Origin of the sequence: Stenotrophomonas sp. HMSC10F07, assembly GCF_001807895.1 — a bacterium.
Taxonomy (GTDB): Bacteria; Pseudomonadota; Gammaproteobacteria; order Xanthomonadales; family Xanthomonadaceae; genus Stenotrophomonas; species Stenotrophomonas sepilia.
This window is the reverse complement of the sequence record NZ_KV791366.1, coordinates 1-23,542: the sequence shown is the minus strand read 5'-3', so window position 1 is coordinate 23,542 and position 23,542 is coordinate 1. Positions and strand designations below refer to the sequence as shown.

At 67.4% G+C, this 23,542-nt stretch carries 27 protein-coding genes and 1 other RNA gene; 20 read left to right on the top strand and 8 right to left on the bottom strand.

What is annotated here, in order from left to right; all coding sequences use genetic code 11:
• The first annotated feature begins 12 nt into the window (after positions 1 to 12).
• From rph to pepQ, 7 genes are all read left to right on the top strand, one after another.
• The gene (gene rph / locus HMPREF3114_RS08530; protein WP_049426699.1) at positions 13 to 738 is read left to right on the top strand and encodes a ribonuclease PH; all 726 of its coding nucleotides are present in this window, start codon (positions 13 to 15) and stop codon (positions 736 to 738) included.
• Positions 735 to 1,124 (top strand): VOC family protein, encoded by a 390-nt coding sequence (locus tag HMPREF3114_RS08525; RefSeq protein ID WP_019661993.1) that lies wholly within the window; start codon positions 735 to 737, stop codon positions 1,122 to 1,124. Before rph ends, HMPREF3114_RS08525 begins: the two co-directional genes overlap by 4 nt.
• Positions 1,121 to 1,717 (top strand): RdgB/HAM1 family non-canonical purine NTP pyrophosphatase, encoded by a 597-nt coding sequence (gene rdgB, locus HMPREF3114_RS08520; protein ID WP_070489562.1) that lies wholly within the window; start codon positions 1,121 to 1,123, stop codon positions 1,715 to 1,717. The genes HMPREF3114_RS08525 and rdgB overlap by 4 nt, the downstream gene beginning before the upstream one ends.
• A 56-nt stretch (positions 1,718 to 1,773) precedes the next feature.
• Positions 1,774 to 3,000, top strand: a complete 1,227-nt coding sequence (hemW, locus tag HMPREF3114_RS08515) for a radical SAM family heme chaperone HemW (protein WP_070489560.1) — start codon at positions 1,774 to 1,776, stop codon at positions 2,998 to 3,000.
• 203 nt (positions 3,001 to 3,203) lie between these two features.
• Positions 3,204 to 5,483, top strand: coding sequence for a DUF1631 family protein (locus HMPREF3114_RS08510; protein WP_070489558.1), 2,280 nt, complete (start codon positions 3,204 to 3,206; stop codon positions 5,481 to 5,483).
• Positions 5,480 to 5,854 carry a PilZ domain-containing protein gene (locus HMPREF3114_RS08505; protein ID WP_005418979.1) on the top strand — a complete coding sequence of 125 codons (375 nt, stop codon included), beginning with the start codon at positions 5,480 to 5,482 and terminating at the stop codon, positions 5,852 to 5,854. The genes HMPREF3114_RS08510 and HMPREF3114_RS08505 overlap by 4 nt, the downstream gene beginning before the upstream one ends.
• A 75-nt stretch (positions 5,855 to 5,929) precedes the next feature.
• A complete protein-coding gene (gene pepQ / locus HMPREF3114_RS08500; RefSeq protein ID WP_065179103.1) occupies positions 5,930 to 7,261 on the top strand; it encodes a Xaa-Pro dipeptidase in 1,332 nt (443 codons plus the stop codon).
• Between the two features lie 451 nt (positions 7,262 to 7,712).
• On the opposite strand, the gene HMPREF3114_RS08495 is transcribed toward pepQ, so the two are convergent.
• A complete protein-coding gene (locus HMPREF3114_RS08495; protein WP_088123875.1) occupies positions 7,713 to 9,035 on the bottom strand; it encodes an aminopeptidase P N-terminal domain-containing protein in 1,323 nt (440 codons plus the stop codon).
• A gap of 5 nt (positions 9,036 to 9,040) precedes the next feature.
• Positions 9,041 to 9,586 (bottom strand): UPF0149 family protein, encoded by a 546-nt coding sequence (locus tag HMPREF3114_RS08490; protein ID WP_070489555.1) that lies wholly within the window; start codon positions 9,584 to 9,586, stop codon positions 9,041 to 9,043.
• Between the two features lie 154 nt (positions 9,587 to 9,740).
• On the opposite strand from HMPREF3114_RS08490, the gene HMPREF3114_RS08485 reads away from it, so the two are divergent.
• From HMPREF3114_RS08485 to HMPREF3114_RS08450, 8 genes are all read left to right on the top strand, one after another.
• Complete coding sequence (locus tag HMPREF3114_RS08485; RefSeq protein WP_005418996.1) at positions 9,741 to 9,962, top strand: TIGR02449 family protein; 222 nt, start codon at positions 9,741 to 9,743, stop codon at positions 9,960 to 9,962.
• A complete protein-coding gene (locus HMPREF3114_RS08480) occupies positions 9,959 to 10,255 on the top strand; it encodes a cell division protein ZapA (RefSeq protein ID WP_005410899.1) in 297 nt (98 codons plus the stop codon). Before HMPREF3114_RS08485 ends, HMPREF3114_RS08480 begins: the two co-directional genes overlap by 4 nt.
• Before the next feature lie 153 nt (positions 10,256 to 10,408).
• Positions 10,409 to 10,594, top strand: a non-coding RNA gene (gene ssrS, locus HMPREF3114_RS08475) — 6S RNA.
• 83 nt (positions 10,595 to 10,677) lie between these two features.
• Positions 10,678 to 11,271: a 5-formyltetrahydrofolate cyclo-ligase gene (locus tag HMPREF3114_RS08470; RefSeq protein ID WP_032954483.1), complete on the top strand. Its 594-nt coding sequence runs from the start codon at positions 10,678 to 10,680 to the stop codon at positions 11,269 to 11,271.
• Positions 11,268 to 11,747, top strand: a complete 480-nt coding sequence (locus tag HMPREF3114_RS08465) for an EVE domain-containing protein (RefSeq protein WP_005419001.1) — start codon at positions 11,268 to 11,270, stop codon at positions 11,745 to 11,747. Before HMPREF3114_RS08470 ends, HMPREF3114_RS08465 begins: the two co-directional genes overlap by 4 nt.
• 23 nt (positions 11,748 to 11,770) lie before the next feature.
• On the top strand, positions 11,771 to 12,418 hold the full coding sequence (gene rpiA, locus HMPREF3114_RS08460; protein WP_053497468.1) for a ribose-5-phosphate isomerase RpiA: 648 nt from the start codon (positions 11,771 to 11,773) through the stop codon (positions 12,416 to 12,418).
• Between the two features lie 21 nt (positions 12,419 to 12,439).
• Positions 12,440 to 12,886 (top strand): DUF192 domain-containing protein, encoded by a 447-nt coding sequence (locus tag HMPREF3114_RS08455; protein ID WP_005419005.1) that lies wholly within the window; start codon positions 12,440 to 12,442, stop codon positions 12,884 to 12,886.
• A gap of 130 nt (positions 12,887 to 13,016) precedes the next feature.
• Positions 13,017 to 13,862 (top strand): SirB1 family protein, encoded by an 846-nt coding sequence (locus HMPREF3114_RS08450; RefSeq protein ID WP_005419007.1) that lies wholly within the window; start codon positions 13,017 to 13,019, stop codon positions 13,860 to 13,862.
• A gap of 37 nt (positions 13,863 to 13,899) precedes the next feature.
• Here the strand turns inward: HMPREF3114_RS08450 and HMPREF3114_RS08445 are convergent, their stop codons facing one another.
• The gene (locus tag HMPREF3114_RS08445; RefSeq protein ID WP_080375060.1) at positions 13,900 to 14,127 is read right to left on the bottom strand and encodes a rubredoxin; all 228 of its coding nucleotides are present in this window, start codon (positions 14,125 to 14,127) and stop codon (positions 13,900 to 13,902) included.
• 34 nt (positions 14,128 to 14,161) lie between these two features.
• Between HMPREF3114_RS08445 and thiE the strand changes: the two genes are divergently transcribed.
• Both thiE and hemL read left to right on the top strand, forming a co-directional pair.
• On the top strand, positions 14,162 to 14,788 hold the full coding sequence (gene thiE / locus HMPREF3114_RS08440; RefSeq protein WP_053497472.1) for a thiamine phosphate synthase: 627 nt from the start codon (positions 14,162 to 14,164) through the stop codon (positions 14,786 to 14,788).
• 16 nt (positions 14,789 to 14,804) lie between these two features.
• The gene (gene hemL, locus HMPREF3114_RS08435; protein ID WP_053497474.1) at positions 14,805 to 16,094 is read left to right on the top strand and encodes a glutamate-1-semialdehyde 2,1-aminomutase; all 1,290 of its coding nucleotides are present in this window, start codon (positions 14,805 to 14,807) and stop codon (positions 16,092 to 16,094) included.
• 101 nt (positions 16,095 to 16,195) lie between these two features.
• On the opposite strand, the gene azu is transcribed toward hemL, so the two are convergent.
• The gene (azu, locus tag HMPREF3114_RS08430) at positions 16,196 to 16,645 is read right to left on the bottom strand and encodes an azurin (protein WP_005419015.1); all 450 of its coding nucleotides are present in this window, start codon (positions 16,643 to 16,645) and stop codon (positions 16,196 to 16,198) included.
• Between the two features lie 123 nt (positions 16,646 to 16,768).
• Here azu and HMPREF3114_RS08425 point away from each other — a divergent pair, with 123 nt between their 5' ends.
• Entirely contained in the window at positions 16,769 to 17,371 is a 603-nt protein-coding gene (locus tag HMPREF3114_RS08425; protein ID WP_053497476.1) for an HAD-IA family hydrolase, read from the top strand.
• A 52-nt stretch (positions 17,372 to 17,423) separates the two neighbouring features.
• Here the strand turns inward: HMPREF3114_RS08425 and HMPREF3114_RS08420 are convergent, their stop codons facing one another.
• Entirely contained in the window at positions 17,424 to 18,650 is a 1,227-nt protein-coding gene (locus tag HMPREF3114_RS08420) for an acetylornithine transaminase (RefSeq protein ID WP_053497478.1), read from the bottom strand.
• A 63-nt stretch (positions 18,651 to 18,713) separates the two neighbouring features.
• Here HMPREF3114_RS08420 and HMPREF3114_RS08415 point away from each other — a divergent pair, with 63 nt between their 5' ends.
• Complete coding sequence (locus tag HMPREF3114_RS08415; RefSeq protein ID WP_053497527.1) at positions 18,714 to 19,586, top strand: ion transporter; 873 nt, start codon at positions 18,714 to 18,716, stop codon at positions 19,584 to 19,586.
• A 101-nt stretch (positions 19,587 to 19,687) separates the two neighbouring features.
• Here HMPREF3114_RS08415 and HMPREF3114_RS08410 read toward each other — a convergent pair whose 3' ends face one another.
• The 3 genes from HMPREF3114_RS08410 to HMPREF3114_RS08400 form a co-directional block, all read right to left on the bottom strand.
• On the bottom strand, positions 19,688 to 20,629 hold the full coding sequence (locus tag HMPREF3114_RS08410; RefSeq protein WP_053497480.1) for a YiiG family protein: 942 nt from the start codon (positions 20,627 to 20,629) through the stop codon (positions 19,688 to 19,690).
• Between the two features lie 160 nt (positions 20,630 to 20,789).
• Positions 20,790 to 21,782 carry a YiiG family protein gene (locus HMPREF3114_RS08405; protein ID WP_053497482.1) on the bottom strand — a complete coding sequence of 331 codons (993 nt, stop codon included), beginning with the start codon at positions 21,780 to 21,782 and terminating at the stop codon, positions 20,790 to 20,792.
• Positions 21,783 to 21,874: 92 nt separating this feature from the next.
• Complete coding sequence (locus tag HMPREF3114_RS08400; protein ID WP_053497484.1) at positions 21,875 to 22,693, bottom strand: SDR family oxidoreductase; 819 nt, start codon at positions 22,691 to 22,693, stop codon at positions 21,875 to 21,877.
• A 108-nt stretch (positions 22,694 to 22,801) separates the two neighbouring features.
• Here HMPREF3114_RS08400 and HMPREF3114_RS08395 point away from each other — a divergent pair, with 108 nt between their 5' ends.
• Positions 22,802 to 23,485 (top strand): hypothetical protein, encoded by a 684-nt coding sequence (locus tag HMPREF3114_RS08395; RefSeq protein ID WP_005419028.1) that lies wholly within the window; start codon positions 22,802 to 22,804, stop codon positions 23,483 to 23,485.
• The last annotated feature ends 57 nt before the right edge of the window (positions 23,486 to 23,542 follow it).

The window sequence follows — 23,542 nt, the reverse complement described above, 5'->3', positions numbered from 1 at the left end:
GGAACCCGCACCATGTCCGATTCCCGCCCCAGCGGCCGCCAGCCCGACCAGCTCCGCCCGGTCGTCATCCAACGCGGCTTCACCCGCCACGCCGAAGGTTCGGTGCTGGTGTGCTTCGGTGAAACCCGCGTGCTGTGCACCGCCAGCGTCGAGAACCGCGTGCCGGGCTTCCTGCGCGGCAAGGGCGAAGGCTGGGTCACCGCCGAGTACGGCATGTTGCCGCGCGCCACCCATACCCGCAGTGATCGCGAAGCGGCCCGCGGCAAGCAGGGCGGCCGCACGCTGGAGATCCAGCGCCTGATCGGCCGCAGCCTGCGCGCGTGCGTGGACCGCAACGCGCTGGGCGAGCGCACCATCACCCTCGACTGCGACGTGCTGCAGGCCGACGGTGGCACCCGCACCGCCGCCATCACCGGCGCCTACGTGGCCCTGGTCGATGCGGTGAACGTGCTGATGAAGCGTGGCGACATCAAGCGCAACCCGATCCTGGGCGCGGTGGCCGCGGTGTCGGTGGGCGTGTACCGCGGCACCCCGGTGCTGGACCTGGACTACGCCGAAGACAGCGACTGCGACACCGACATGAACGTGGTGATGAACGACGGTGGTGGCTTCATCGAACTGCAGGGCACCGCCGAAGGCCACGCCTTCCGTCGCGATGAACTGGACGCGCTGCTGGGCCTGGCCGAAAAGGGCGTGGCCGAGCTGCTGGCCGCGCAGCAGGCGGCGCTGTCGGCATGAACCGGCGCCTTGCCCTGACCACCCTGGTGGTGGCCGATTACGACGAAGCCATCGCCTGGTACACCGGCAAGCTCGGCTTCGCACTGTTGGAGGACATCGACCAGGGCCACAAGCGCTGGGTGGTGGTCGGCCCGACCGACGGCAGCGCCGCCGCGCTGCTGCTGGCCCGTGCCAGCAATGAGGAGCAGCGCAGCCGCATCGGCAATCAGACCGGTGGCCGGGTCGCCTTCTTCCTCAACACCGATGACTTCCACCGCGACCACGCGGCGATGCTGGCCGCCGGCGTCGAGTTCCTGGAAGCGCCGCGCGAAGAACCCTATGCAACGGTTGCGGTGTTCCGCGATCTGTATGGCAACACCTGGGACCTGCTGGAGCCCCGTCAATGAAGAAACTGGTACTGGCCAGCCACAACGCCGGCAAGCTGGTGGAGATGCAGGAGATCCTCGCCGACCTGCCGCTGCAGATCACCTCGGCCGCTGAGCTGGGCCTGGGTGACGTGGAAGAGACCGGCCTGACCTTCGTCGAGAACGCGCTGCTGAAGGCGCGCGCCGCCTGCGAAGCGACCGGCCTGCCGGCGCTGGCCGATGATTCGGGCCTGATCGTCGACGCCCTCGGCGGTGCGCCGGGCCTGTACAGCGCGCGCTATGCCGGTCACCCGACCAGCGCGGCGGCCAACAACGCCAAGCTGCTGGACGCGATGGCCGATGTTCCCGACAGCCAGCGCAGCGCCCGGTTCTATGCGGTGATCGTGCTGCTGCGCCACGCCACCGACCCGCAGCCGCTGATCTGCGAAGGCCGCTGGGAAGGCCAGATCATCCGCGAACTGCGCGGCACGAATGGTTTCGGCTACAACCCGGTGTTCCTGGACACCACCCACGGCCTGACCGCCGCGGAAATGGAGCCGGCGCTGAAGAACGCCATCAGCCACCGCGCCATTGCCCTGCAGCAGCTCAAGCAACAGCTGGCGACGCTGTACTGACGCCACCCGATCGAACCAGGGAAGCCGGCCAGCGGCCGGCACTACCGAACAAGCCCATGCCGCACGCCCACGACCACTGCAACCACCTGCCCGGCGAAGCCTGCTCCGCTGACCACGACAGCCCGCCGCGGCTGGTGCCGCCACCGCTGTCGCTGTACGTGCACCTGCCGTGGTGCGTGCGCAAATGCCCCTACTGCGATTTCAATTCGCACCAGGCCAAGGGCGAGCTGCCGTTCGACGCCTACATCGACGCGCTGCTGCGTGACCTGGACCAGGACCTGCCACTGGTCTGGGGCCGGGTGGTGCACAGCGTGTTCTTCGGTGGTGGTACGCCCAGCCTGTTCCCGCCGGAAGCGATCGACCGCTTCCTTCAGCAGGCCAGCGCGCGCCTGCGTTTCGCGCCCAATGCCGAGATCACCCTGGAGACCAACCCGGGCACCGCCGAGCATGGTCGTTTCGACCGCTACCGCGCGGCCGGGGTGAATCGCCTCAGTTTCGGCATCCAGAGTTTCGACGATGCCATGCTCAAGCGTCTGGGCCGCATCCACGACAGTGGCGAAGCCGAGCGCGCGGTGAAGATGGCGCAGGACGCGGGCTACGACAACTTCAACATCGACCTGATGTACGCGCTGCCGGAACAGACCCTGGCCGGTGCCGAGGCCGATCTGGAACGCGCATTTGCACTGCAACCGGCCCATATCTCGCACTACCAGCTGACCCTGGAACCGAACACGGTGTTCTTCGCGCGGCCGCCGCAGGGCATTCCCGATGAAGACAACGCCTGGGACATGCAGGAGCACTGCCAGACGCTGCTGGCGCAGGCCGGTTTCAACCAGTACGAAGTCAGCGCCTACGCACGCCCTGGCCGCCAGAGTGCGCACAACCTGAACTACTGGCGTTTCGGTGACTACCTGGGCATCGGTGCCGGCGCGCACGGCAAGATCAGCTCGGGTGCCGAAGAACACGTGCTGCGCCGCTGGAAGCTGAAGCATCCGCAGGCCTACCTGGACAGCGCGGGCACCCCGGCCTCGTTCGGTGGTGACGACGTGATCGCGCCGGAGCGGCTGCCGTTCGAGTACATGCTCAACCTGCTGCGCCTGCACGAAGGTTTCGGCCTGCGCGATTTCGAGTCGCGCACCGGGCTGCCGCGCAGCGTGCTGGACGCACCGCTGGCGGAGGCCGTCCAGCGCGGCTGGCTGGATGTGGCGGACGGCCATGTGCAACCGACCGAGCTAGGCCGTCGATTCACCAACGATGTGGTGAGCCTGTTCCTGGAGGAATAGACCTTCCCGCCGTTAGCGGATAGTGCCGGCCGCTGGCCGGCACTCCGGCGGAGACAGCGCTGCCGGCCCACGACCGGCACCACCGTTCATCCGTCGTCCCTCCCCAGCGGACGTGAGACACGTTCACCCTAAAGTAGCGCCGACTGCGGCCGACACGGTAGATTCACAAGATCGATCCGCGGGAATCCGGGTACCGCTCGCCGATGTCAGCTGTCTTTTCCATTACCTCTGCCGACAAAGCCCGCCTGGCCGCCAGCGACCTGCCACCGCGGGTGCGTGAGCTGCTGGGCGCGTTGATCGGCCTGTGCCGGCAAGCGCTGGCCGCGCCGCTGATCCTGACCGTCGAAGCGTTGGAGCAGACGCTGCTGCACGACGCGGATCGCGCGCGCAATCCGCAGCTGCAGGCGGAGCTGATGGCCCAGCGCGGCCAGTTGCATGCCTTCTCCGGTCATTTCGCTGACCGCATGCTTGATGCCGTGGCCGATGCGCTGATACGGCTGCGCGAACCCACGGCCCACTTCAACCCAGGTTCCACGCCGCCGCCGCTGCCCGGCATGCTCGGGCTGTCGCTGGTCGATGAACATGAAGTGGACCGCGACCTGCTGCTGACCGAGATGGTGCGGCGGGAGACGCTGCGTTCGACCAACACGCTGAACCTGCTGGGCCAACGCCTGGGCGTACTGGCGGCGGCACCGGCCTTCGAGGCCGACACCCTGCCGCTGGCACCACAGGCACTGTGCGCCATGCTGCGCCGGATTGCCGAACAGGATTCGCTCACTGTCGACGTTCAGCTGGCGCTGTACCGCAGCTTCGAACGCCAGGTGCTGGAACGCCTGGGCGACATCCTCGACCGTGCCAATGCCCTGTTGGCCCAGCACGGCGTGCTGCCCGGCCTGGTCTACACCCCCTATCTGGCGCGTTCATCCAGCACCCGGCGGATCATCACCCAGTCGGTGGGCGGTGGTCGCGCCACGCAGCCGGCAAAGCGTGCCGCCGCGCCACTGACCGGCTGGAACGGATCGGCACCGGCCGGCTCCTGGTCGAGCCTGGTGCAGGACGCTTTCCAGGATGACAGCACGGCCGGCGCGGCCTTGCCGGGCTTGACCACCTCCACGGGCAGCGCGCTGCATGCGCTGCTGCAGCAGGCACGCCATGCCAGCGCAGCACCCGCGGATCGCGATGCAGTGCCGAGCGCGGCCGTGGATGCGGTCCTCGCACGCCTGCAGGCGCAGTCCAGCGCCGCCACCGGCGTAGCCGACCTGCAGGCAGCCGTGGTAGCGCAACTGCGCAGCGAGCATGGCACGCAGGCCCAGCTGGGCAGCCACGACCGCGACAGCCTCGACCTGCTGCGCATGCTGATGCAGCAGGTGCAGCAGCAGCAGCGTCCGGACCCGGTGCCGGCCGCCCTGCTGGCGCGCCTGCAGGTGCCGCTGGCACGTGCGGCAATGGCCGACCCCGGCTTCTTCGTGCGCGACGAGCACCCCGCGCGCGAACTGCTCAACCAGATTGCCGAAGTCGGCGCCAACTGGCTGGGCGATGATGATGTCGACCCGCAGTTGCTGCAGCGCATGGCACAGAGCGTGCAGGGCCTGCTGGGCCAGGATGCGCGGGCGCCGGAAACCTTCGCCAGCGCGAACGAGGAAGTGCAGCAGCATCAGCGCGCCGCAGCGCATCGCGCCGAGCTTGCCGAGCGCCGCCATGTGGAAGCTGCACGCGGCAAGGAGCGGCTGGAGCTGGCCCGGCGCCAGGCCAGTGCACAGATCGACCAGTGCTGCGACGCGCAGGAGCCGCCCCGCTTCGTGCAGACCCTGCTGCGCCAGGCCTGGGCCGATGCCCTCACCCTGACCCGCCTGCGCCACGGCGACGATTCACCACAGTGGCAGGAACGCCTGCAGCAGACCCAACGCATTGCCACCATCACCGCGCAACCCGTTGATGCGCCCGGCGGCACCGATGCAACGCTTGCTGCCGAGGTCGAGGCCGCCCTGCTGCAGGTCGGCTACCACGCCGAGGAAGCCGCCGCCGTCGCACGCAGGCTGGCCACGCCTGGCGGCGAGGACGAGAGCACCTCGCGTACCGAACTCAGTGCCCGCCTGAAGGCGCGCGCGCGCCTGGGCGAGCACGCCGGTACGGCCGCCGGCACGACGCCCGCCACACCGCGCAGCAGTGCCGAGGAAGCCGCTTACCAGCAGCTGTCCTCCTTGCCCTTCGGCAGCTGGTTCGACATCGATACCGGCGATGGCACACTGCGCCGCCAGCGCCTGTCCTGGTACAGCCTGCTGACCGGCCACGCCCTGCTGGTCAATCCGCGCGGGCAGAAGATCGCCGATACCGACCTGGATACGCTGGCCCGGCAGATCAGTGCCGGCCAGGCGCAGCTGGTCACTGAGGACAAGGCCCGGCTGGTTGACCGTGCCTGGGAGGCCAGCCTTGGCGCATTGCGTGCACTGGCGGCCGGCCATACGCAGGAGACTTCCGCATGATCACCCAACCGCCGCAGGATACCCGCCGCGCGCCGCGCCGCCAGGTCTCGGACCTGGTACCGGTCACCGACCAGATGCGCGAAAGCGTGGTGGGCCGGCTCGGCAATATCTCCGAAACCGGCATGCTGATGCTGGCCAGCGCACCGTTGCGCGAGGATGCGCTGTACCAGTTGCGCTTCCCCTTGCCGCTGGGCGATGGCCGCCACCAGGACATCGACGTGGGCGTGCACCTGCTGTGGAGCGAACCCGCACACGCCCCCGGACAGAGCTGGACCGGCTTCCGCTTCCTCACCCTGTCGCGCGAGCATCGGCAGCTGCTGCGCCAGTGGGTGGGCGAAGACAGCGACGAGGGGCCGGTTTCGACGGCCTGAGTGCCGGTTCCAGCACAGCGGTTTTTCCCGCTATGCGGCAGAATCTAGGGCCGTTTTCCGTGTCGAGCCACCGCAATGATCCAGCAAGACCCCGGCGCCCTGTATCCCGACCACCTGGCCGTGCTGTGCCGACGTGCCGAACAGGCGCTGGCCCGCGGCGGCTTCGACCACCTGGTGGTGCCCAGCGGCACTCTGCACTACCAAGTGTTCGATGATCGCGACTACCCGTACGCGGTCAATCCGCAGTTCAAGGCCTGGCTGCCGCTGACCCGCGTGCCCAACAGCTGGATCGTGTTCAGCCCCGGCAAGCGCCCGGCGGTGATCTTCCACCAGCCCTTCGACTACTGGCACGTGGTGCCGGATGCCCCCAGCGGCTGGTGGGTGGATCACTTCGACATCCACATCATCCGCAAGCCGGAAGACGCGCTGGCGCTGCTGCCGGCCGATCCATCGCGCTGCGCGATCCTCGGCGAGCCGCAGAGCGCGCTGGGCAACTACGTACCGAACAACCCGGCGCCGGTGGTGAATTACCTGGAATGGCACCGCGGCAGCAAGACACCGTATGAGATCGCACTGATGCGCCAGGCCCAGGTGCTGGGCGTGCGCGGCCACCGCGCTGCGGAAGCCGCATTCCGCAATGGCGCCGACGAGTTCAGCATCCACATGGCGTACTGCCAGGCAGTCGGCCAGGATGCCAATGAGCTGCCGTACGGCAACATCGTGGCGCTGAATGAACATGCCGCTGTGTTGCATTACACCGAGCTGGGCCGCAAGGCACCGCAGCCGCTGCGCAGCTTCCTGATCGATGCCGGCGCCAGTGCCCACGGCTACGCCAGCGACATCACCCGTACCTACGCCGCGCAGGGCCACGACGAGTTTGCGGCGATGATCGCCGCCGTCGACGCTGCCCAGCAGCGGATGTGCGCAGCGGTGCGCCCGGGCTTCGACTACAAGCAGCTGCACGTGGACGCACATCTTTCGCTGATGGGCGTACTGAAGGACTTCGGCGTGATCAAGGTCTCGCCGCAGACCGCGCTGGAGACCGGCGTCAGCGCCGCGTTCTTCCCGCATGGTATCGGCCACCTGATCGGCCTGCAGGTGCACGACGTGGCCGGTTTCGCGGCCAGCGACGAAGGCGGCCGCATCGAGCGCCCGGCGGGCCACCCGTACCTGCGCCTGACCCGCGTGCTGGAACCGGGCATGGTGGTGACCATCGAACCGGGCCTGTACTTCATCGACATGCTGTTGAACGAAGTGAAGGACGCCGGCCACGGCGATGCGATCAACTGGGACCGCGTGGACTTCTTCCGTCCGTATGGCGGCATCCGCATCGAAGACGAAGTGCTGTGCACTGATGGCGAGGCGGACAACCTGACGCGGCCGGCGTTTGCGGCGGCGAACGGCTGAGCCCCTCGTGGTGTGACGCTCAAAGCAAAAGCTGCGCTTGGCGGGGCGGGTAGGCCATGCAGGGGACGCTGCAAGTACGTCCCTGTAAGCTCGATGGCGCCATCCATGGCGCCAACGCCCCTGCATCGCCTACCCGCCCCACCTTTGACAGTTTCCTGCGCGCGTCCAACCACGGAAAAGAAAAAAGAAAAGCAGAAGCGGGTCGCTCGCTGCGCTCGCTCTGTGTCGACCAAGGTCGACACCTACCAACAGCCGCGTGAACCTGTCGAAGGCGGGGCACTGTGGGTTTGCGGGGTGTGAGCCGCATGGATGCGGCGACCAAGCCTACAAGGACGTACTTGCGGCGGCCCCGCAAACCCACAGTACCCCGCCATCCCACGGAATGCCGCTGTTGCGGTTGCTGTTGCTGTGGCCTCTGCAGGTGCAGGGCTGCAAGCCCTGCCGAAACCCCCTACCCCGCCATCACCGCTTCGATCTCATCGGCGCTGCGCGCCAGGCCTTCGGTCAGCACGCGATGACCGTCATCGGTGATCAGCACATCGTCTTCAGTGCGGATGCCGATACCGCGCCAACGCGGTTCCACCGTCGTGTCGTCCACGCCGATGTACAGCCCCGGCTCGATGGTGAACGCCATGCCAGGCTCCAGAAGGCGTGAATCACCGGCGAGGCGGTAATCGCCTACATCGTGCACGTCCAATCCGATCCAGTGGCCGGTCTTGTGCCGGTAGAAGCGCTGGTACAGGCCTTCGGACAGATTCTTTTCCAGCGTGCCCTTCAGCAGGCCCAGCCGCAGCAGGCCCTCGGTCAAGGTCTGCACTGCGGCCAGATGGCCGGCCTCGTAGGGCACGCCCGGCTTGGCCTGGGCCAGCGCCGCCGCCTGCGCTTCACCGACCAGGTCGTGCAGCGCGCGCTGCTCGGCACTGAAGCGGCCGTTCACCGGGAAGGTGCGGGTGATGTCGCTGGCGTAGCCGCGGTACTCGGCACCTGCATCGATCAGCACCAACTCGCCATCGCGCGACCGCGCGTTGTTGTCGCGGTAATGCAGGATGCAGCCGTTGCGGCCGGCACCGACGATGCTGCAATACGCAGGCACCGCATCGCTGGCGCGGAACACGCGTTCCAGCTCGGCCTGCAGCTCGTACTCGTGGATGCCGGCCCTGGCGGCCTTCATCGCCGCCAGATGCGCACGCACGCTGATCTGTGCGGCGTGGTGCATCAGTGCCACTTCGGCGCCGGATTTGAACAGGCGCTGCTCGTGCAGCAGGTGGCCCAGCTCCAGGAACTCATGTGGCGGCTGCGCACCGTGGCGTACCTGCGAACGCACGCGGTTGACCCAGCCGATCAGCTTCAGATCGAAGTCGGCGTCGCGGCCGAAGTGGTAGTAGACGCGCGAGCGCCCTTCCAACAGGCCCGGCAGGATGTCGTCCAGATCATCGATCGGGTAGGCATCGTCCATGCCGTACTGCGCTACCGCGCCTTCCTGGCCGGCGCGGCTGCCGTCCCATGCCTCGCGCTCGGCATCGCGCTCGCGGCAGAACAGGATGGCCTCACCGTGGCGGCGGCCCGGAATCAGCACCAGCACCGCTTCCGGTTCCGGGAAGCCGGTCAGGTACTGGAAATCCGAATCCTGCCGGAACGGATAATGGGTATCGAGGCTGCGCACCTTCTCGGCTGCGGCCGGCAGTACCAGGATCGCATCCTCGCCAGCCATGTCCATCAGCTGGCGGCGGCGACGCTTGTATTCGCCGGCCGCGATGCCGGTGCGCTGCTTGATATCCATCAGTTCAGGCGCTGCCGATGGCGCGCGGCCAGCACCACGTCGCCGTGCAGCAGCAGCACCGCCACGCGGATGAATTCCTCGATCTCCGACAGGGCTTCGTCGTCATCGCCGCCGGCCTCGAAATCCTCACTGGACGCACGCGCCAGGCTGGCCATGTCGGTCAGCGCTTCTTCGCCCTCTTCGGACAGGGCCGGGCGGCGGCCGCCGCTGCCCAGGCCGAAGCCGCCCAGGAACGAGCGGGTCCAGCTGAACATGGCATCGGCCTGCGCGGACACCTCGTCGCTGTCGGCGAGCAGCAGTTCGAAGGCGAAGTCGCGGTCTTCCAGCTGCTTGATGGTGGCCTGCAGCAGCTGCCCCAGCACGCTGTCGGCGGCCACCGGTGGCAGGGTGTCGTCGGCCAGCACGCGCGCCGGCCAATCGTTGCCGGGGGCGCCGCCGGCGGCCAGCCAGCCGCACAGCGCTCCGTGCAGCTCGGCAGCGGTAGCGCCCAGGCCCAGCGCCTGGCTGGCGCGGGTAACGTCGTCGACGGAGGGAAGTTCGGTCATCGTGCGGCTCGTTCGGAATAAGGAAACCCGGGGTGCGCACGCGCGCGCCCGTGAGACCCCGTAGTGTAGCAACCCTGCGGCATCCTCTCGTGGCCGTCCGGCCTTGCTGCGACAGCGCTTGACCGCCCTCACCCGGCTTGCCTATCGTGCCCGCATGGAACCCGCCGATCCCCTTGCCCAGCTGCAGGACTTTGCCGCCCGCGTGGACGCGTTGCTTGAGCGCAACCAGCGCCTGGCCGAGGAGAACCGCAGCCTGCGCCACCAGCAGGAACAGCTGGTGGCCGAGCGCTCGACGCTGCTGGCCAAGAACGAACAGGCGCGCTCGCGGGTGGAAGCGATGATCAGCCGGCTCAAATCCCTGGAGCAGCACACATGAGCGCCGAACCGGTCAGTGTCCGCATCCTCGATCGTGAATACACCGTGGGCGTCGGCGGCGACGAACGCGACAGCCTGATGGCTGCTGCGCGCCTGCTCGATGCGCGCATGCGCGAGATCCGCGGCAGCAACCGCATGGCCGCCGTCGACCGCGTCGCCGTGCTGGCCGCGCTGAACCTGGCCCACGAACTGCAGCTGCTGCGCGACGAGAACGCCCGCCAGGCCGTGGCGCTGCAGCAGACGCTGGCCGACCTGAACCGGCGCCTGGACCGCGCCATCGACGGCACCCCATAGAAAAAGGGGACGGAGGGAATTAAGGCGCATTCGCCCCTTCCGTGCTGGAAACGCCTTAATTCCCTCCGTCCCCTTTTCGCATGTCTGAATTGGCACGGACTGTTGCCGACGAACGGCCTATCCAGATCCTGCGTGCTGGCTATAATGGCCACGCGTTCTCTGCGGTACTCGACGGCATGTGCAAACATTCGCCTTGTCCCTTAAGAACGACACCGGGAGCGCGACAGCGCCGGGAGTGCAGGTCCGCCTTGTAGCGGGAAGCCCGATGGTTCTCCAGCGTTCCCACTTGAGCCCCCGGGTTCAAGGTCGTTTCGCATGCATCGACATTGCGGAGAATGCAATATTCCAGCAAGGGCGGCGTCTTCGGGCGTCGCCCTTGTTCTTTCCGGCACAATGACGGCTGATCCTTGCCGCTCGCTGCCATGACCGACCCGCGCCAGGCCCTGCGCCACGACCTGCGGCAACGCCGCCGTGACCTCAACGCTGGTGAGCGCATCGCCGCCGCCGAATCGCTTGCCGATGCCCTGCTCGCCCTGCCGTTCGCCCCGCGCGAAGGCGCCGTGGCCGGCTACTGGGCGCTGGATGGCGAAATCGCCCTGCACCGCTGGCAGCTGCAGCTGCCCGAAGGACTCACTTACTGCCTGCCGGTGCTGGCCGGCGACGTGCTGCGCTTCGCACCATGGCGGCCCGGGCAGCCGCTGACCAGCAACCGCTATGGCATCCCCGAGCCGGACGTGGCCGTGGAAGACACCCTGGAACCGGAACGGATGGCGCTGGTCGTGACCCCATTGGTGGGTTTCGACGCACAGTGCCGCCGGCTGGGCATGGGGGGCGGCTGGTATGATCGCAGCTTCGCCTTCCGCCACGACCGGCCGGCGCCGCCCTGGCTGGTCGGTGCTGCGTTCGCGGTGCAGCAGGTCGAGTCCTTGCCGGTGGCGTCGTGGGACGTGCCGGTGGATGCGATCTGCACCGAAGACGGCACCCTGTTCCCCTCCGCTGCCCCCGTGAACGCATGACCGCCCGCAAGCGCTACTGGCTGATGAAGTCCGAACCGGACGCCTTCTCCATCGATGACCTGGCAAAGGTCAAGGTCGAACCCTGGAACGGGGTGCGCAACTACCAGGCGCGCAATTTCATGCGCGATGGCATGCAGGTGGGCGACGGCATCCTGTTCTACCACTCCAACACCAAGGTGCCCGGCATCGTCGGCCTGGCCACCGTCGCCAGCCCAGCCTACCCGGACGACACCCAGTTCGACCCGAAATCCGACTACCACGACCCCAAGAGCACGCGCGAAAACCCGCGCTGGATGCTGGTGGACGTGGCCTTCGACCGCAAGCTCAAGCAGGTGATCGCGCTGGACGAGATCAAGCTGCACGCTGACGAGCTCGGCGAGGGCTTCCCGCTGGTTGCCAAGGGCAATCGCCTGTCGGTGTTCCCGGTGACCGCCGCGCAGTGGAAGCTGCTGCTGTCGCTGGAAAAGAAATCCTGATTCCCCGCCTGAGAGTTCTTCCCATGTCCGAAGCCAAGCGCCTGGCCGCCGAGAAAGCCATCGAGTACGTCGAAGACGGCATGATCGTCGGTGTCGGCACCGGTTCCACCGTGGCCTATTTCATCGATGCCCTGGCCCGCATCCAGCACCGCATCAAGGGAGCCGTGTCCAGCTCCGAGCAGAGCACCGCACGCCTGAAGCAGCACGGCATCGAGGTGATCGAGCTGAACCACAGTGGCAACCTGTCGCTGTACGTCGATGGCGCCGACGAGTGCGACCCGAACAAGTGCCTGATCAAGGGCGGCGGCGCCGCACTGACCCGCGAGAAGATCATTGCCGAGGCCAGCGAGCGCTTCATCTGCATCGTCGACCCGAGCAAGCAGGTGCCGGTGCTGGGCAAGTTCCCGCTGCCGGTGGAAGTGATCCCGATGGGGCGCAGCCTGGTCGCCCGCCAGATCCGCGACATGACCGGCGGCCAGCCGACCTGGCGCGAGGGCGTGGTCACCGACAACGGCAACCAGATCCTGGACATCCACAACCTGCAGATCACCGATCCGGAAAAGCTGGAGCGCGAGCTCAACCAGTTGCCGGGCGTGGTCTGCGTCGGCCTGTTCGCGCGCCGTCGCGCCGATGTGGTGATCGTCGGTGGCGAGCCGCCGGTCGTGCTCTGACCCTTCCCAAGGATCCTGACGATGTCGCTGTTGCGTTCGCTGCTGATGCTTCCGCTGCTGGCCCTGGCCGGCTGCGCCACCGACGCGGCCCGCCATTGGGTCGAGCTGGACGGCGCCCGCTACCAGGTCGAGCTGGCCACCAACGATGAAACCCGCGCGCGCGGGCTGATGTTCCGCGACCAGATGGCGGCCGACCACGGCATGCTGTTCATCCACGACCGCGAGGAAATGCAGGCGTACTGGATGAAGAACACCAAGATCGCGCTGGACATCCTTTACTTCGACAGCCAGCGCAAGCTGGTCAGCCAGCAGCGCGACGTACCGCCGTGCTCGGCCGGCGACATGTGCCCGCCCTATCCCAGCGGCGGCCCGGCGCGTTATGTGCTGGAACTCAACGCCGGCCAGGCCGAGAAGCTGCAGCTCAAGGACGGCACGGAGCTGAAATTCGGTCCGGGCATCGAAAAATAACGGTAGTGCCGGCCGCTGGCCGGCAACCCTGCAGGGGTCAGATCCCTTTCGCACGCGAAAGGGATCTGACCCCTGAATTTTTCACGCGACACCGCTTGAAACCGCCTGCGAATGACGCCAGTCTGTGGCCATGCAGGACCGGATCACACTCCCCGACTGGGATGCCTTGGCCGACCTCGAAGACGAGGCGCTGCCACTGTTGCCGACCGCGCTGCTGATCGCGCGCGATGAATACCCCGATCTGCAGCCGTCCACCTACGACGCGCTGATCCAGAGCCATGTCGAGCACCTCCGCTCGGAAGTGGAGAGCATCGACAACAGCCCGCTGAAGATGGCGGCGATCAACCGCCACCTGTTCGACGAGCTGGGCTACAGCGGCGACCACGACGAGTACTACGACCCGCGCAACAGCTACCTCAACCAGGTATTCGAGCGCCGCCTGGGCAACCCGATCTCGCTGGCGCTGGTGCAGATGGAAGTCGCGCGCCGGCTGGGTATTCCGCTCGATGGCGTGTCCTTCCCCGGCCACTTCCTGGTGCGCCTGCCGGTGGACGACGGCGTGCTGGTGATGGACCCGTTCAACGGCGGCCGGCCGCTGGACGTGGACGAACTGCGCGAGCGGGCCAAGTCACACCTGGGCGGGCAGATGCCCGACGACCAGGTGCTGGCGCAGATCCTCGACCCGGCACCCGCGCGCGCGATCCTGATGCGCATGCTGCGCAACCTGCACGGCGTGTATGCCGAAGCCGGCGAGTGGGACCGCGCCGCGCGCAGTGCCGACCGCCTGCTGAAGCTGGCCCCGGAGCAGGACGATGCGCTGCGCGACCGCGGCCTGGCCTACCTGCAGCTGGAGTACCTGGCCGGTGCCCGCCACGATCTGGGCCAGTACCTGAAGCGCAACCCGGAAGCCAGCGACGCGCAGTGGCTGCGCGAGAAGCTGATCGACCTCGGCGGGCCGATGCCGCGGCTGCATTGAGGGAGTCGGTGTGTGGACCGACAGTCCACGCCTACCTTCATCCATCGACCTCGACCATCTCGAAATCGGCCTTGGTCACCCCGCAATCCGGGCAGGTCCAGGTCTCGGGAATGTCCTCCCAGCGCGTCCCTGGCGCGATGCCTTCCTCCGGCAAGCCTTCTGCTTCGCTGTACAGGAAGCCGCAGACCACGCACATCCAGGTGCGCAAGGTGGTGGGGGTGGCATCGCTCATCGGATAATCAGGACTGGATTCACGGGCCGCCATTGTCCCATCGCGGTCCACTCACCGGTAGCCATCGATGACTTCTGCTTCCCCGGCGCCCCGCGGCGTCTACCTGATCACCCCGGACGAGCCCGATACCGCACGCCTGCTGGCCCGTACCGCGCCGCTGCTGGCCGCGGGCGCCACCTGGCTGCAGTACCGCAACAAGACCGCAAGCGACGCGCTGCGGCGGGAGCAGGCCACCGCGCTGCAAGCACTGTGCGCAGACCACGGCGTACCGCTGATCGTCAACGACGACCCGGCGCTGGCCAAGGCCGTGGGCGCAGCGGGCGTGCACCTGGGCGGCACCGACGGCGACATCCCCAGCGCGCGCGCCCTGCTCGGCCCCGAGGCCATCATCGGCGCCTCCTGCTATGACCAGCTGGCCAATGCCGAGAGGGCCGTGGCCGCCGGCGCCAGCTACGTGGCCTTCGGCGCGTTCTTCCCGACCACCACCAAGATCACCACCAGCCGCGCCCATACCGACCTGCTGCGGCAAAGCGCCGCACTGGGCGTGCCGCGGGTGGCGATCGGTGGCCTGACGCCGGACAATGTCGGTCCCATCATCGACGCCGGCGCCGATCTGGTCGCCGTGGTCAGCAGCGTGTTCGCCGCCGAAGACCCGGTCGCGACCCAGCGCGCCTACCTCGCCCAGTTCGCGTAATGCCCAGGAAAGCCCCATGAACCACGACCAGTCCCACGCCCTGTTCTCCCGCGCCCAGCAGCTGTTGCCGGGCGGCGTCAATTCGCCGGTGCGCGCGTTCAAGTCGGTCGGCGGCGAGCCGTTCTTCGTTGAACGCGCCGACGGTGCCTACCTGTACGACGTCGATGGCAACCGCTACATCGACTACGTCGGCTCCTGGGGCCCGATGATCGTCGGCCACAACCATCCGGCGGTACGCCAGGCGGTGAAGAAGGCAATCGACAACGGCCTGTCGTTCGGCGCGCCATGCGCGGCCGAAGTCACCATGGCCGAGACCATCACCCGCCTGGTGCCGTCGTGCGAGATGGTGCGCATGGTCAACTCCGGCACCGAGGCCACCCTGTCGGCGATCCGGCTGGCGCGTGGCGCCACCGGCCGCAACCGCATCGTCAAGTTCGAAGGCTGCTACCACGGCCACGGCGACTCGTTCCTGGTCAAGGCCGGCAGCGGCATGTTGACCCTGGGCGTGCCGACCTCGCCGGGCGTCCCTGCCGGGCTGAGCGAACTGACCCTGACCCTGCCCTACAACGACTTCGAAGCGGCCACTGCGCTGTTCGAGCAGCAGGGCGATGACATCGCCGGCCTGATCATCGAACCGGTGGTCGGCAACGCCAACTGCATCCCGCCGCGCGAGGGCTACCTGCAGCACCTGCGCGAACTGTGCACGAAACACGGCGCGCTGCTGATCTTCGACGAAGTGATGACCGGCTTCCGCGTTGCCCTCGGCGGTGCGCAGGGGCACTACGGCATCACCCCGGACCTGACCACCTTCGGCAAGATCATCGGCGGCGGCATGCCGGTGGGCGCCTACGGCGGTCGCCGCGAGCTCATGCAGCAGATCGCCCCGGCCGGCCCGATCTACCAGGCCGGCACGTTGAGCGGCAACCCGGTGGCGATGGCCGCTGGCCTGGCGATGCTGGAGCTGATCCAGCAGCCGGGCTTCCACGCCGACCTGGCCGAGCGCACCGCACGCCTGTGCGCCGGCCTGGAAGCGGCCGCCGCCGAAGCCGGCGTGGCCGTGACCACCACGCGCGTGGGCGCGATGTTCGGCCTGTTCTTCACCAGCGAGCAGGTGGAGACCTATGTGCAGGCCACTGCCTGTGACATCCCGGCGTTCAACCGCTTCTTCCACGCGATGCTGGACCAGGGCGTGTTCCTGGCGCCGTCGGCGTACGAGGCCGGTTTCCTGTCCAGCGCGCACGACGATGCCGTGATCGAGGCCACCCTCGCCGCCGCACGCGAAGCATTCAAGGCCGCCAAGGGCTGAGACACCCTCTGGTAGGTGCCAACCTTGGTTGGCACAAAAAGGGGACGGAGGGGATTAAGTCGTTTATGCACAAACGACTTGATCCCCTCCGTCCCCTTTTTTCAACCGAAGACGAACTTGCCCTTCATCATCGCGAAGTGGCCGGGGAACGAGCAGAAGAAGGTGTAGTCGCCGCCCTTCTGCAGGCCCTGGGTGGAAAAGCGCACGCGCGTGGTCTCGCCACCACCAATTACTTTGGTGTGCGCCAGCACGCGCTTGTCAGCCTTCGGCAGGTAGCTGTCGGCCAGGGTCATGCGCATGCCTGCCAGTGCCACCGGCTGGTAATCGGCAGTGCGGGTCAGCACCCAGTTATGGCCCATCGCGGTAGCGGCCAGCTTGCCGGTGTGGCGCAGGGTCAGGTCCACGGCAGTGCAGTCGGCGGCAAGCTTGATCTCGCGAGTGCTGAAGCTCATCTGGTCGGTGCTGTCGATGCTCACTGCACACACCCGCGCCATCGCCGACGGCGCCAGCATCAGCGCGCCCAGTCCCACTGCCACCCACCAAGCCTTCATCGTTGCCTCTCCTGCGGATTCAAGCGCCATTCTAGGCAGGCCCCTGCGGCCGCGTCTGCGACCGTCTGTCGCATGCCCACTCCAGGGTTTCCCGCGCACTCACTGCAATGGCATGCTCGACCGATGCAGATCGACCTGTTGCTGCTGGATGTGGACGGCGTGCTGGTGCAGTACCAGCGCGCGCAGCGCGTGCTGCATCTGGCGCAGGCGCTGGAGGTTCCTACGCCGGCCGTGCAGGCCGCGCTGTACGACAGCGGGCTGGAAGCTGCGCACGACAGTGGCACGCTGGACGGTCCGGCCTACCTCGCACGGCTTGGCGCGCTGCTGGGCAGACCCGTCGATGTGACGACATGGACCGCCGCGCGCCAGGCCGCCAGCCATCCGCAGCACGCGGTGCTGCAGCGGCTGCAGGTCCTGCAGCTGCCACTGGCGGTACTGACCAACAATGGCGCGCTGATGGTGCAGGCGCTGCCCACCCTGCTGCCGGAACTGTTCCCTGCGCTGCAGGGCCGCGTGTTCTGCAGCGCGGATTTCGGCCTGCGCAAACCTGCGCCCGCGGTATTCATGCGCACACTCGACGTACTGGGCGTGGCGCCCTCGCGCACGCTGTTCGTCGATGACCTGTTCGCAAATGTGCGCGGCGCACGCGCCGCCGGCCTGCACGCGGAAACCGTGCGCGATGGCCGAGGGCTGGGCAAGGTGTTGAAGCGTTACGCGGTGGGCTGATCGGGGTCAGAGCCCTCTCCGCAGAGAGGGCTCCGACCCCAGCGCCGGGGCTTCAGCGCGCGGCAATGAACGCAGCAATCGCTGCGCGCAGGCGCTTGAGGCCTTCGGCCACTTCTTCGTCGGTGATGTTCAGCGACGGCACGAAGCGCAACACGTCCGGACCGGCCTGCAGGGTCAGCAGGCCGTGCTCGGCGGCATGGTCGAGGATCGCCCCGGCCTGGCCGGCAAAGTCCTTGCCCAGCACCGCGCCCAGCATCAGGCCGCGGCCACGCACGTCGCTGAACACACCGAACTCGTCGTTGATGCGGGCAAAGCCATCGCGCAGCGCCTTCGACTGGCGGCTGACATTGGCGGCGATCTCCGCCGAGGCCAGCTTGCGCAGTGCCACGCGGGCCACCGCAGCGGCCAGCGGGTTGCCGCCGAAGGTGGTGCCGTGCGCGCCGAACTGCATGGTCTCGGCCACCTTCGGGCCGGCCAGCATCGCGCCGATCGGGAAGCCGCCACCGAGTGCCTTGGCCAGGGTGACCATGTCCGGCACCACATCATCCTGCCAGTGCGCGAACAGCGTGCCGGTACGGCCCATGCCGGCCTGGATCTCGTCCAGCACCAGCAGTGCGTTGTGCTGGTCGCACAGCTCGCGCACGCGCTTGAGGAAACCGGACTTGGCCGGCATCACGCCGCCCTCGCCCTGGATCGGCTCCAGCATCACCGCCGCCACGTCGCCGGCGGCCATCGCGGTTTCCAGCTGCACCTCATCGTTGAAATCGATGTAGCGGAAGCCGCCAGGCAGCGGCTCGTAGCCTTCCTGGTACTTCGGCTGGGCGGTAGCGGTCACCGCGCCCATCGTGCGGCCGTGGAAGCTGCCACGGAAAGTGATGATCACCCGCTTGTCGGCGGGACGGCCCTGGCTGGAGGCCCACTTGCGGACCATCTTGATCGCCACTTCGTTGGCTTCGGCGCCGGAGTTGCACAGGAACACGCGCTCGGCAAAGCGGCTGGCCTTCACCAGTTCCTCGGCCAGGTGCAGCGGCGGCGCGCTGTAGAACACATTGCTGGTGTGCCAGAGCTTGCCGGCCTGCTCGACCAGCGCCGCCACCAGGTCCGGATCGTTGTGGCCCAGGCCACACACCGCGATACCCGCAGCCAGGTCGATGAACTCACGCCCCTGGCTGTCCCACACGCGGGCGCCCTGGCCTCGCTCCAGTACCACCTGGCGGGGCTTGTAGACCGGCAGGTAATAGTGCGAAAGGGAGATCAGCGGATCGGTCGCGGCGGTCATGGCAGTCGGCAGGATTCAGGAATGCCCATTCTCGCGCCGGAACCCCTGCGGCACAATGCGCCCATGCGACCGTTTTCCGCCCCCCAGCTGAACCCCGCCACCGAGACCGGCTGGCGCCGTCGGTGGTTCGACATCATCTACCGCCATGACTCGCGGCCCTCGCGCAACTTCGACCTGATCCTGGTGGTGGCGATCGTCGCCAGCATCCTGGTGGTGATGATCGACAGCGTGCAGCACCTGCATGCCGAGTGGTCCACCGGCCTGTACATCCTGGAATGGGGCTTCACCATCATCTTCACCGCCGAGTACCTGCTGCGGCTGGCGGTGGTCAAGCGCCCGCTGCGCTACGCGGTAAGCATCTGGGGCATCATCGACCTGCTGTCGATCCTGCCCGCCTACCTCTCGATGTTCATCCCCGGCGCGCAGAGCCTGCTGGTGGTGCGTGCGCTGCGCATCCTGCGCGTGTTCCGCATCCTCAAGCTGACCCGCTACATCGAGGAAAGCGGCGTCCTGATGACGTCGCTGTGGCGCAGCCGGCGCAAGGTGCTGGTGTTCCTGTTCACGGTGATCACCATCACCATCATCGCCGGGGCGCTGATGTACGTGATCGAGGGCCCCGAACACGGCTTCACCAATATCCCGGCCAGCATGTACTGGGCGGTGGTGACCATGGCCACGGTCGGCTTCGGCGACATCGTGCCGCAGACCGTGCTTGGCCGCTTCGTCACCTCGGTGCTGATCCTGATCGGCTACAGCATCATCGCCGTGCCGACCGGCATCTACACCGCCGAACTGGCCAGCACCATGCGCGAAGCCGAACTGGCCGCGCGCCGCGATGCCCGCGGCTGCCCGCATTGCGGGCTGGAGGGGCATGAACCCGATGCGCGGCACTGCCGCAAGTGTGGCGGCCCGCTGCCGGATGCGTTCAGCCATTGAGGCACATGCCGGCCAACGCCCGGCACTACCGGACCAACAGGGTGCGCGCCGGGCATGGGCCGGCGCTACCGTGGGCAGATCCACGCCCTGGTGGATCGCCCTCAACGCATCCGGTTGCTGGTGGTTACCAGGTCGTTGTAGGCATCCAGAATCGTCGACTGTGCGCCTTCAGGGTCGGTTGTGAGCCAGCTGCCCGACGCCTTGCGCTCGGCGGCCAGCGCATCGGCGGTGATCGGCTTGCCCTGTTCCAGGCGCTCGACTCCGCGCCCGGCGGTACGTACCAGCTTGTCGGCCGAGCGCTGCACATGGCCCCACATCGGGTCGTCCTTGCCGACACCACCGTTCTGGATTTCCGTCACCAGCGCCTGATAGTCGGCCAGTTGGCCGCGCAACACCGCAACGTCCGGTGCCTCGCCCTGGAACGCCATTGCCAGCTGCTTGCCATCGCCGACAAGGCGCAGGTGGTAGTACGCCAGCGAGCGGCCTTCGCTTTCCTCGATCTGCTTCAGCTGGGCGGCGCGGCGATCGTTCTCGTTCTTTTCCAGCGCCGCATCCATCGCCTCGCTGGCCTTGAAGAAATCAGCATAGGCCTGCATCAGCGGGGCATGCTGGCTGCGCATCCCTTCACCACCATCGCGACGATAGTCCTCGCGGGTGAAATAGCCATCGGCGCGCTCGATCAGGGTGTTCAGCGCCAGGAACGCCTGCTGGTACTGCCGCGCGGGCGCATCCAGCGACGTCGCCGGGGTCTTTGCCAGCGCCTCGCTCAACGGCTGGCCGCAGTACTCGACCCGGTGCGACAACACCTTGCCAGGTGAGCGCGGCTGCGCTTCCTTGCCGGTTGGACCGGCTTCGGGATCCTTCATCCAACCGGTGTAGGTCTGGAAACCCTCGTGGATGGGCTGTTCGACGCCGTTGTAGCACTCGATATAGGCGTTCACCTTTTCCAACCCGGGATCGGCGACAGCCAGCCCGGCCGGGTTGTTGCAGCCGGCCAGCGCGCCGAGCAGGAGAACAGGAATCAGGCGTGTGGATGCGTTCAAATCAGTTCCTTGCACAAGTGAAAACTGCAGGCATCGTCATGCATGGCGCGAGCGCGCGCTCCAGCACCTCGGCAAGGTGCTGGTATTCGGGGCTGCAGGGTGTGTCATGCCGCAATCTACCTGCTCAATCGCGACAAAAATGAAGCGTTGAGCTTCCCGCTTACTGGCGGTTGCTCTGGAAAACCAGCGAGTTGTATTCCTGCATCAGCTTGCTGGCCGAGCCGCGTGGCGCCATCGAGGGCGAATCCAGCATGCGCCGTTCGAAATCGCTGTAGGGCGTCTTGCTGCTGACCCGCTGCAGCCGCTCCTTGCCTTCCCGACGGAAGTTCTCGGCTTCGCGCTCGAAGCTGTTCCAGTCCAGCTTGCCCGGCTCCTGATCGGCCACCTTGGCATGCGCTTCGTCGGAAATGCGGTTGAACGCATCCAGGCGCTCGCGCGCCTTGGCCTGGTCGAAATCATCCTCGCTCATCAGATCCATGATGGCCTTGGCTTCCAGCATCATCGCCAGACGGTAGTACTCGCGCGTGCGCCCCTCGGCCTGTTCCAGCGCCTTGAGCTGCTCGCGCTGGGCGGCGTCGTTCTGGCGCTCCAGCTCGGCGTTGAACGTTGCGCTGGCAGCCACGAACTCCTTGAAGGCGGCCATCAAGGGCGCATGCAGCTGCTTGCCCTTGGCGAACCGGTCGTCTTCGTAGTCCTGGCGATCGTAGTAGTCGTGCGCCTCCTTGCTGATCGGCACCAGCGCCTTCAGCGCCTGCTGATAATGGCTGGCAGCAGCATCGAGTTCGGCCAGCGCCGGCTTGGCAGCCATCGCCTCGGTCACCGGGCCATCGCACTGCTTCATGTCGTAATCGCTGATCTCGAACGGGCCGTACACCTGTGTCTCGCGCCCGGTCGGGCCGGCCTCGACGTCCTTGATCCAGCGCGTATAGGACTGGAGGCTGTCGTGCGTCTTCGAATCAAGCGCGTTGAAGCAGCCGATGTAGGCGTTGAGCTTCGCAGTCAACTGCTGCTGTGCGTCGGACGGCACCGTGTTGGCCTCCGGCTTGCCCGAGGCGCCGGCGTCGCCAGCGGTTGCAGGAGCCTTGCCACCGCAGGCGGCCAGGACAAGCGACAGCGAAGCGGCCAGCGCCGCGACGGAAAGCGTACGTGACATGTGTTCACATCCCTGTTGAAAACGGTTACAGCCCTGTATTCTAGCGCAGCAGGCCGAGGGCCGCAGCCCTCGGCCCTTGCACAACGTAGCACTCAGTCCAGGAACAGATCCGGCAACAACGACCGCGACGGGTCCACGGCATAGCCGGACAGATCGCTGACGCCGGCCTGTGCCAGCACTTCATCGTCGATCAGGAACTGGCCATTGAAGCCCGCCGCTTCGCGCACCAGCACCGCATGCGCGGCGTCGGCCATGATCTGCGGCGTACGGCAGCCGGCCGCATCGACGCCCGGAATCATGTTGATCGCATCGGTGGCGATCACCGTGCGCGGCCACAGCGCGTTCACCGCCACACCCTGCGGGCCGAATTCCGCGGCCAGGCCGAGCGTGACGAAGCTCATGCCCATCTTCGCCAGCGTGTAGCCGGTATGCGCGCCCCACCACTTCGGTTCCAGGCTCGGCGGCGGTGCCAGGGTCAGGATGTGCGGGTTCGGCGCCTGCAGCAGGTACGGCAGGCAGGCCTGCGCACACAGGAAGCTGCCACGCGAATTGACCTGCTGCATCAGGTCGAAGCGTTTCATCGGCGTATCCAGCGTGCCACGCAGCCAGATCGCGCTGGCGTTGTTGATCAGGATGTCGATGCCCCCAAAGGTGTCGACCGTGGCCGCAACCGCGGCCTGCACCTGCTCTTCCTCGCGGATATCGCACTTCAGCGCCAGCCCTTGGCCACCGGCGGCGGTAACGGCCTCGGCCGCGCTGTGGATGGTACCTGGCAGCTTCGGGTTCGGCACCGCCGACTTGGCCGCAATGGCCACGTTCGCCCCGTCACGCGCAGCGCGCAGTGCGATGGCCAGGCCGATGCCACGCGAGGCACCCGTGATGAAAAGCGTTTTGCCCTGCAGACTGCCCACGTTCCACACTCCAGCGTATGCAATGAGCCGCTAGTATGCCGCGCCGACGTGGAGTTCACCCGGCCTTGACGATACTGGCGCCTCCAGTCAACGCACGAGGTCCACGCCATGCGCCGTTCCCGCCTGTTGCTGCCTGCCCTGGGGCTTGCCCTGCTGACCGCCTGCCAGGGCCGTTCGCCGGAACCCGGCAAGGAACCGTCGGCCGGTGACACGCCCAGCGCGGAGAAAGCCGCCGCAGACGGCAAGCTGCGCTGGAGCGAGGCAGTGGTGTGGGATGGCGACCTCAACGCCTGCCGCCAGGGCGGGAATGCAGCCACGCGGGAGTGCCTGCGCGATGCGATGCGCGCTGGTGGCGCAAGCGCCGATGCCATTGCTGCCGCCGAACAGTTGTCCACTGGCGGCGAGCTGGCCTACGTGACGGCCTGGCACGAGAACGAAGGCCTGGGCATTGCCACGGTCGAGTATCCGTTCCGCGCCAACACCAACGAGGGCACCCGCCTGGTCGACGCCACCGGCAAGCGCATCGATGTGGATGCCGTGCAGCTGGACGACACCCTGCGTGCCGACCCCGCCGTGCAGGCCCTGCTGAAGGACCACCCGCAGGCCACGCCGTTCGCACCGGCGCAGTCGGCCGGGGCCACGCCGCTGGAGAACGGCGGCATCCGCCTGCTGTACCGCACGCCGCTGCGTGACTGCCACGCCTGCCCGGATGTAGGCCAGCTGCAGATCGCCTACGACTTCGATGCCAAGCGCAACTTCATCGGCCAGCAGGTAGTGCCGGCAACGCCGTAAGGTCGCCGGCCTCTGTAGAGCCGAGCCATGCTCGGCTGATTGAATGCAGCCGAGCAT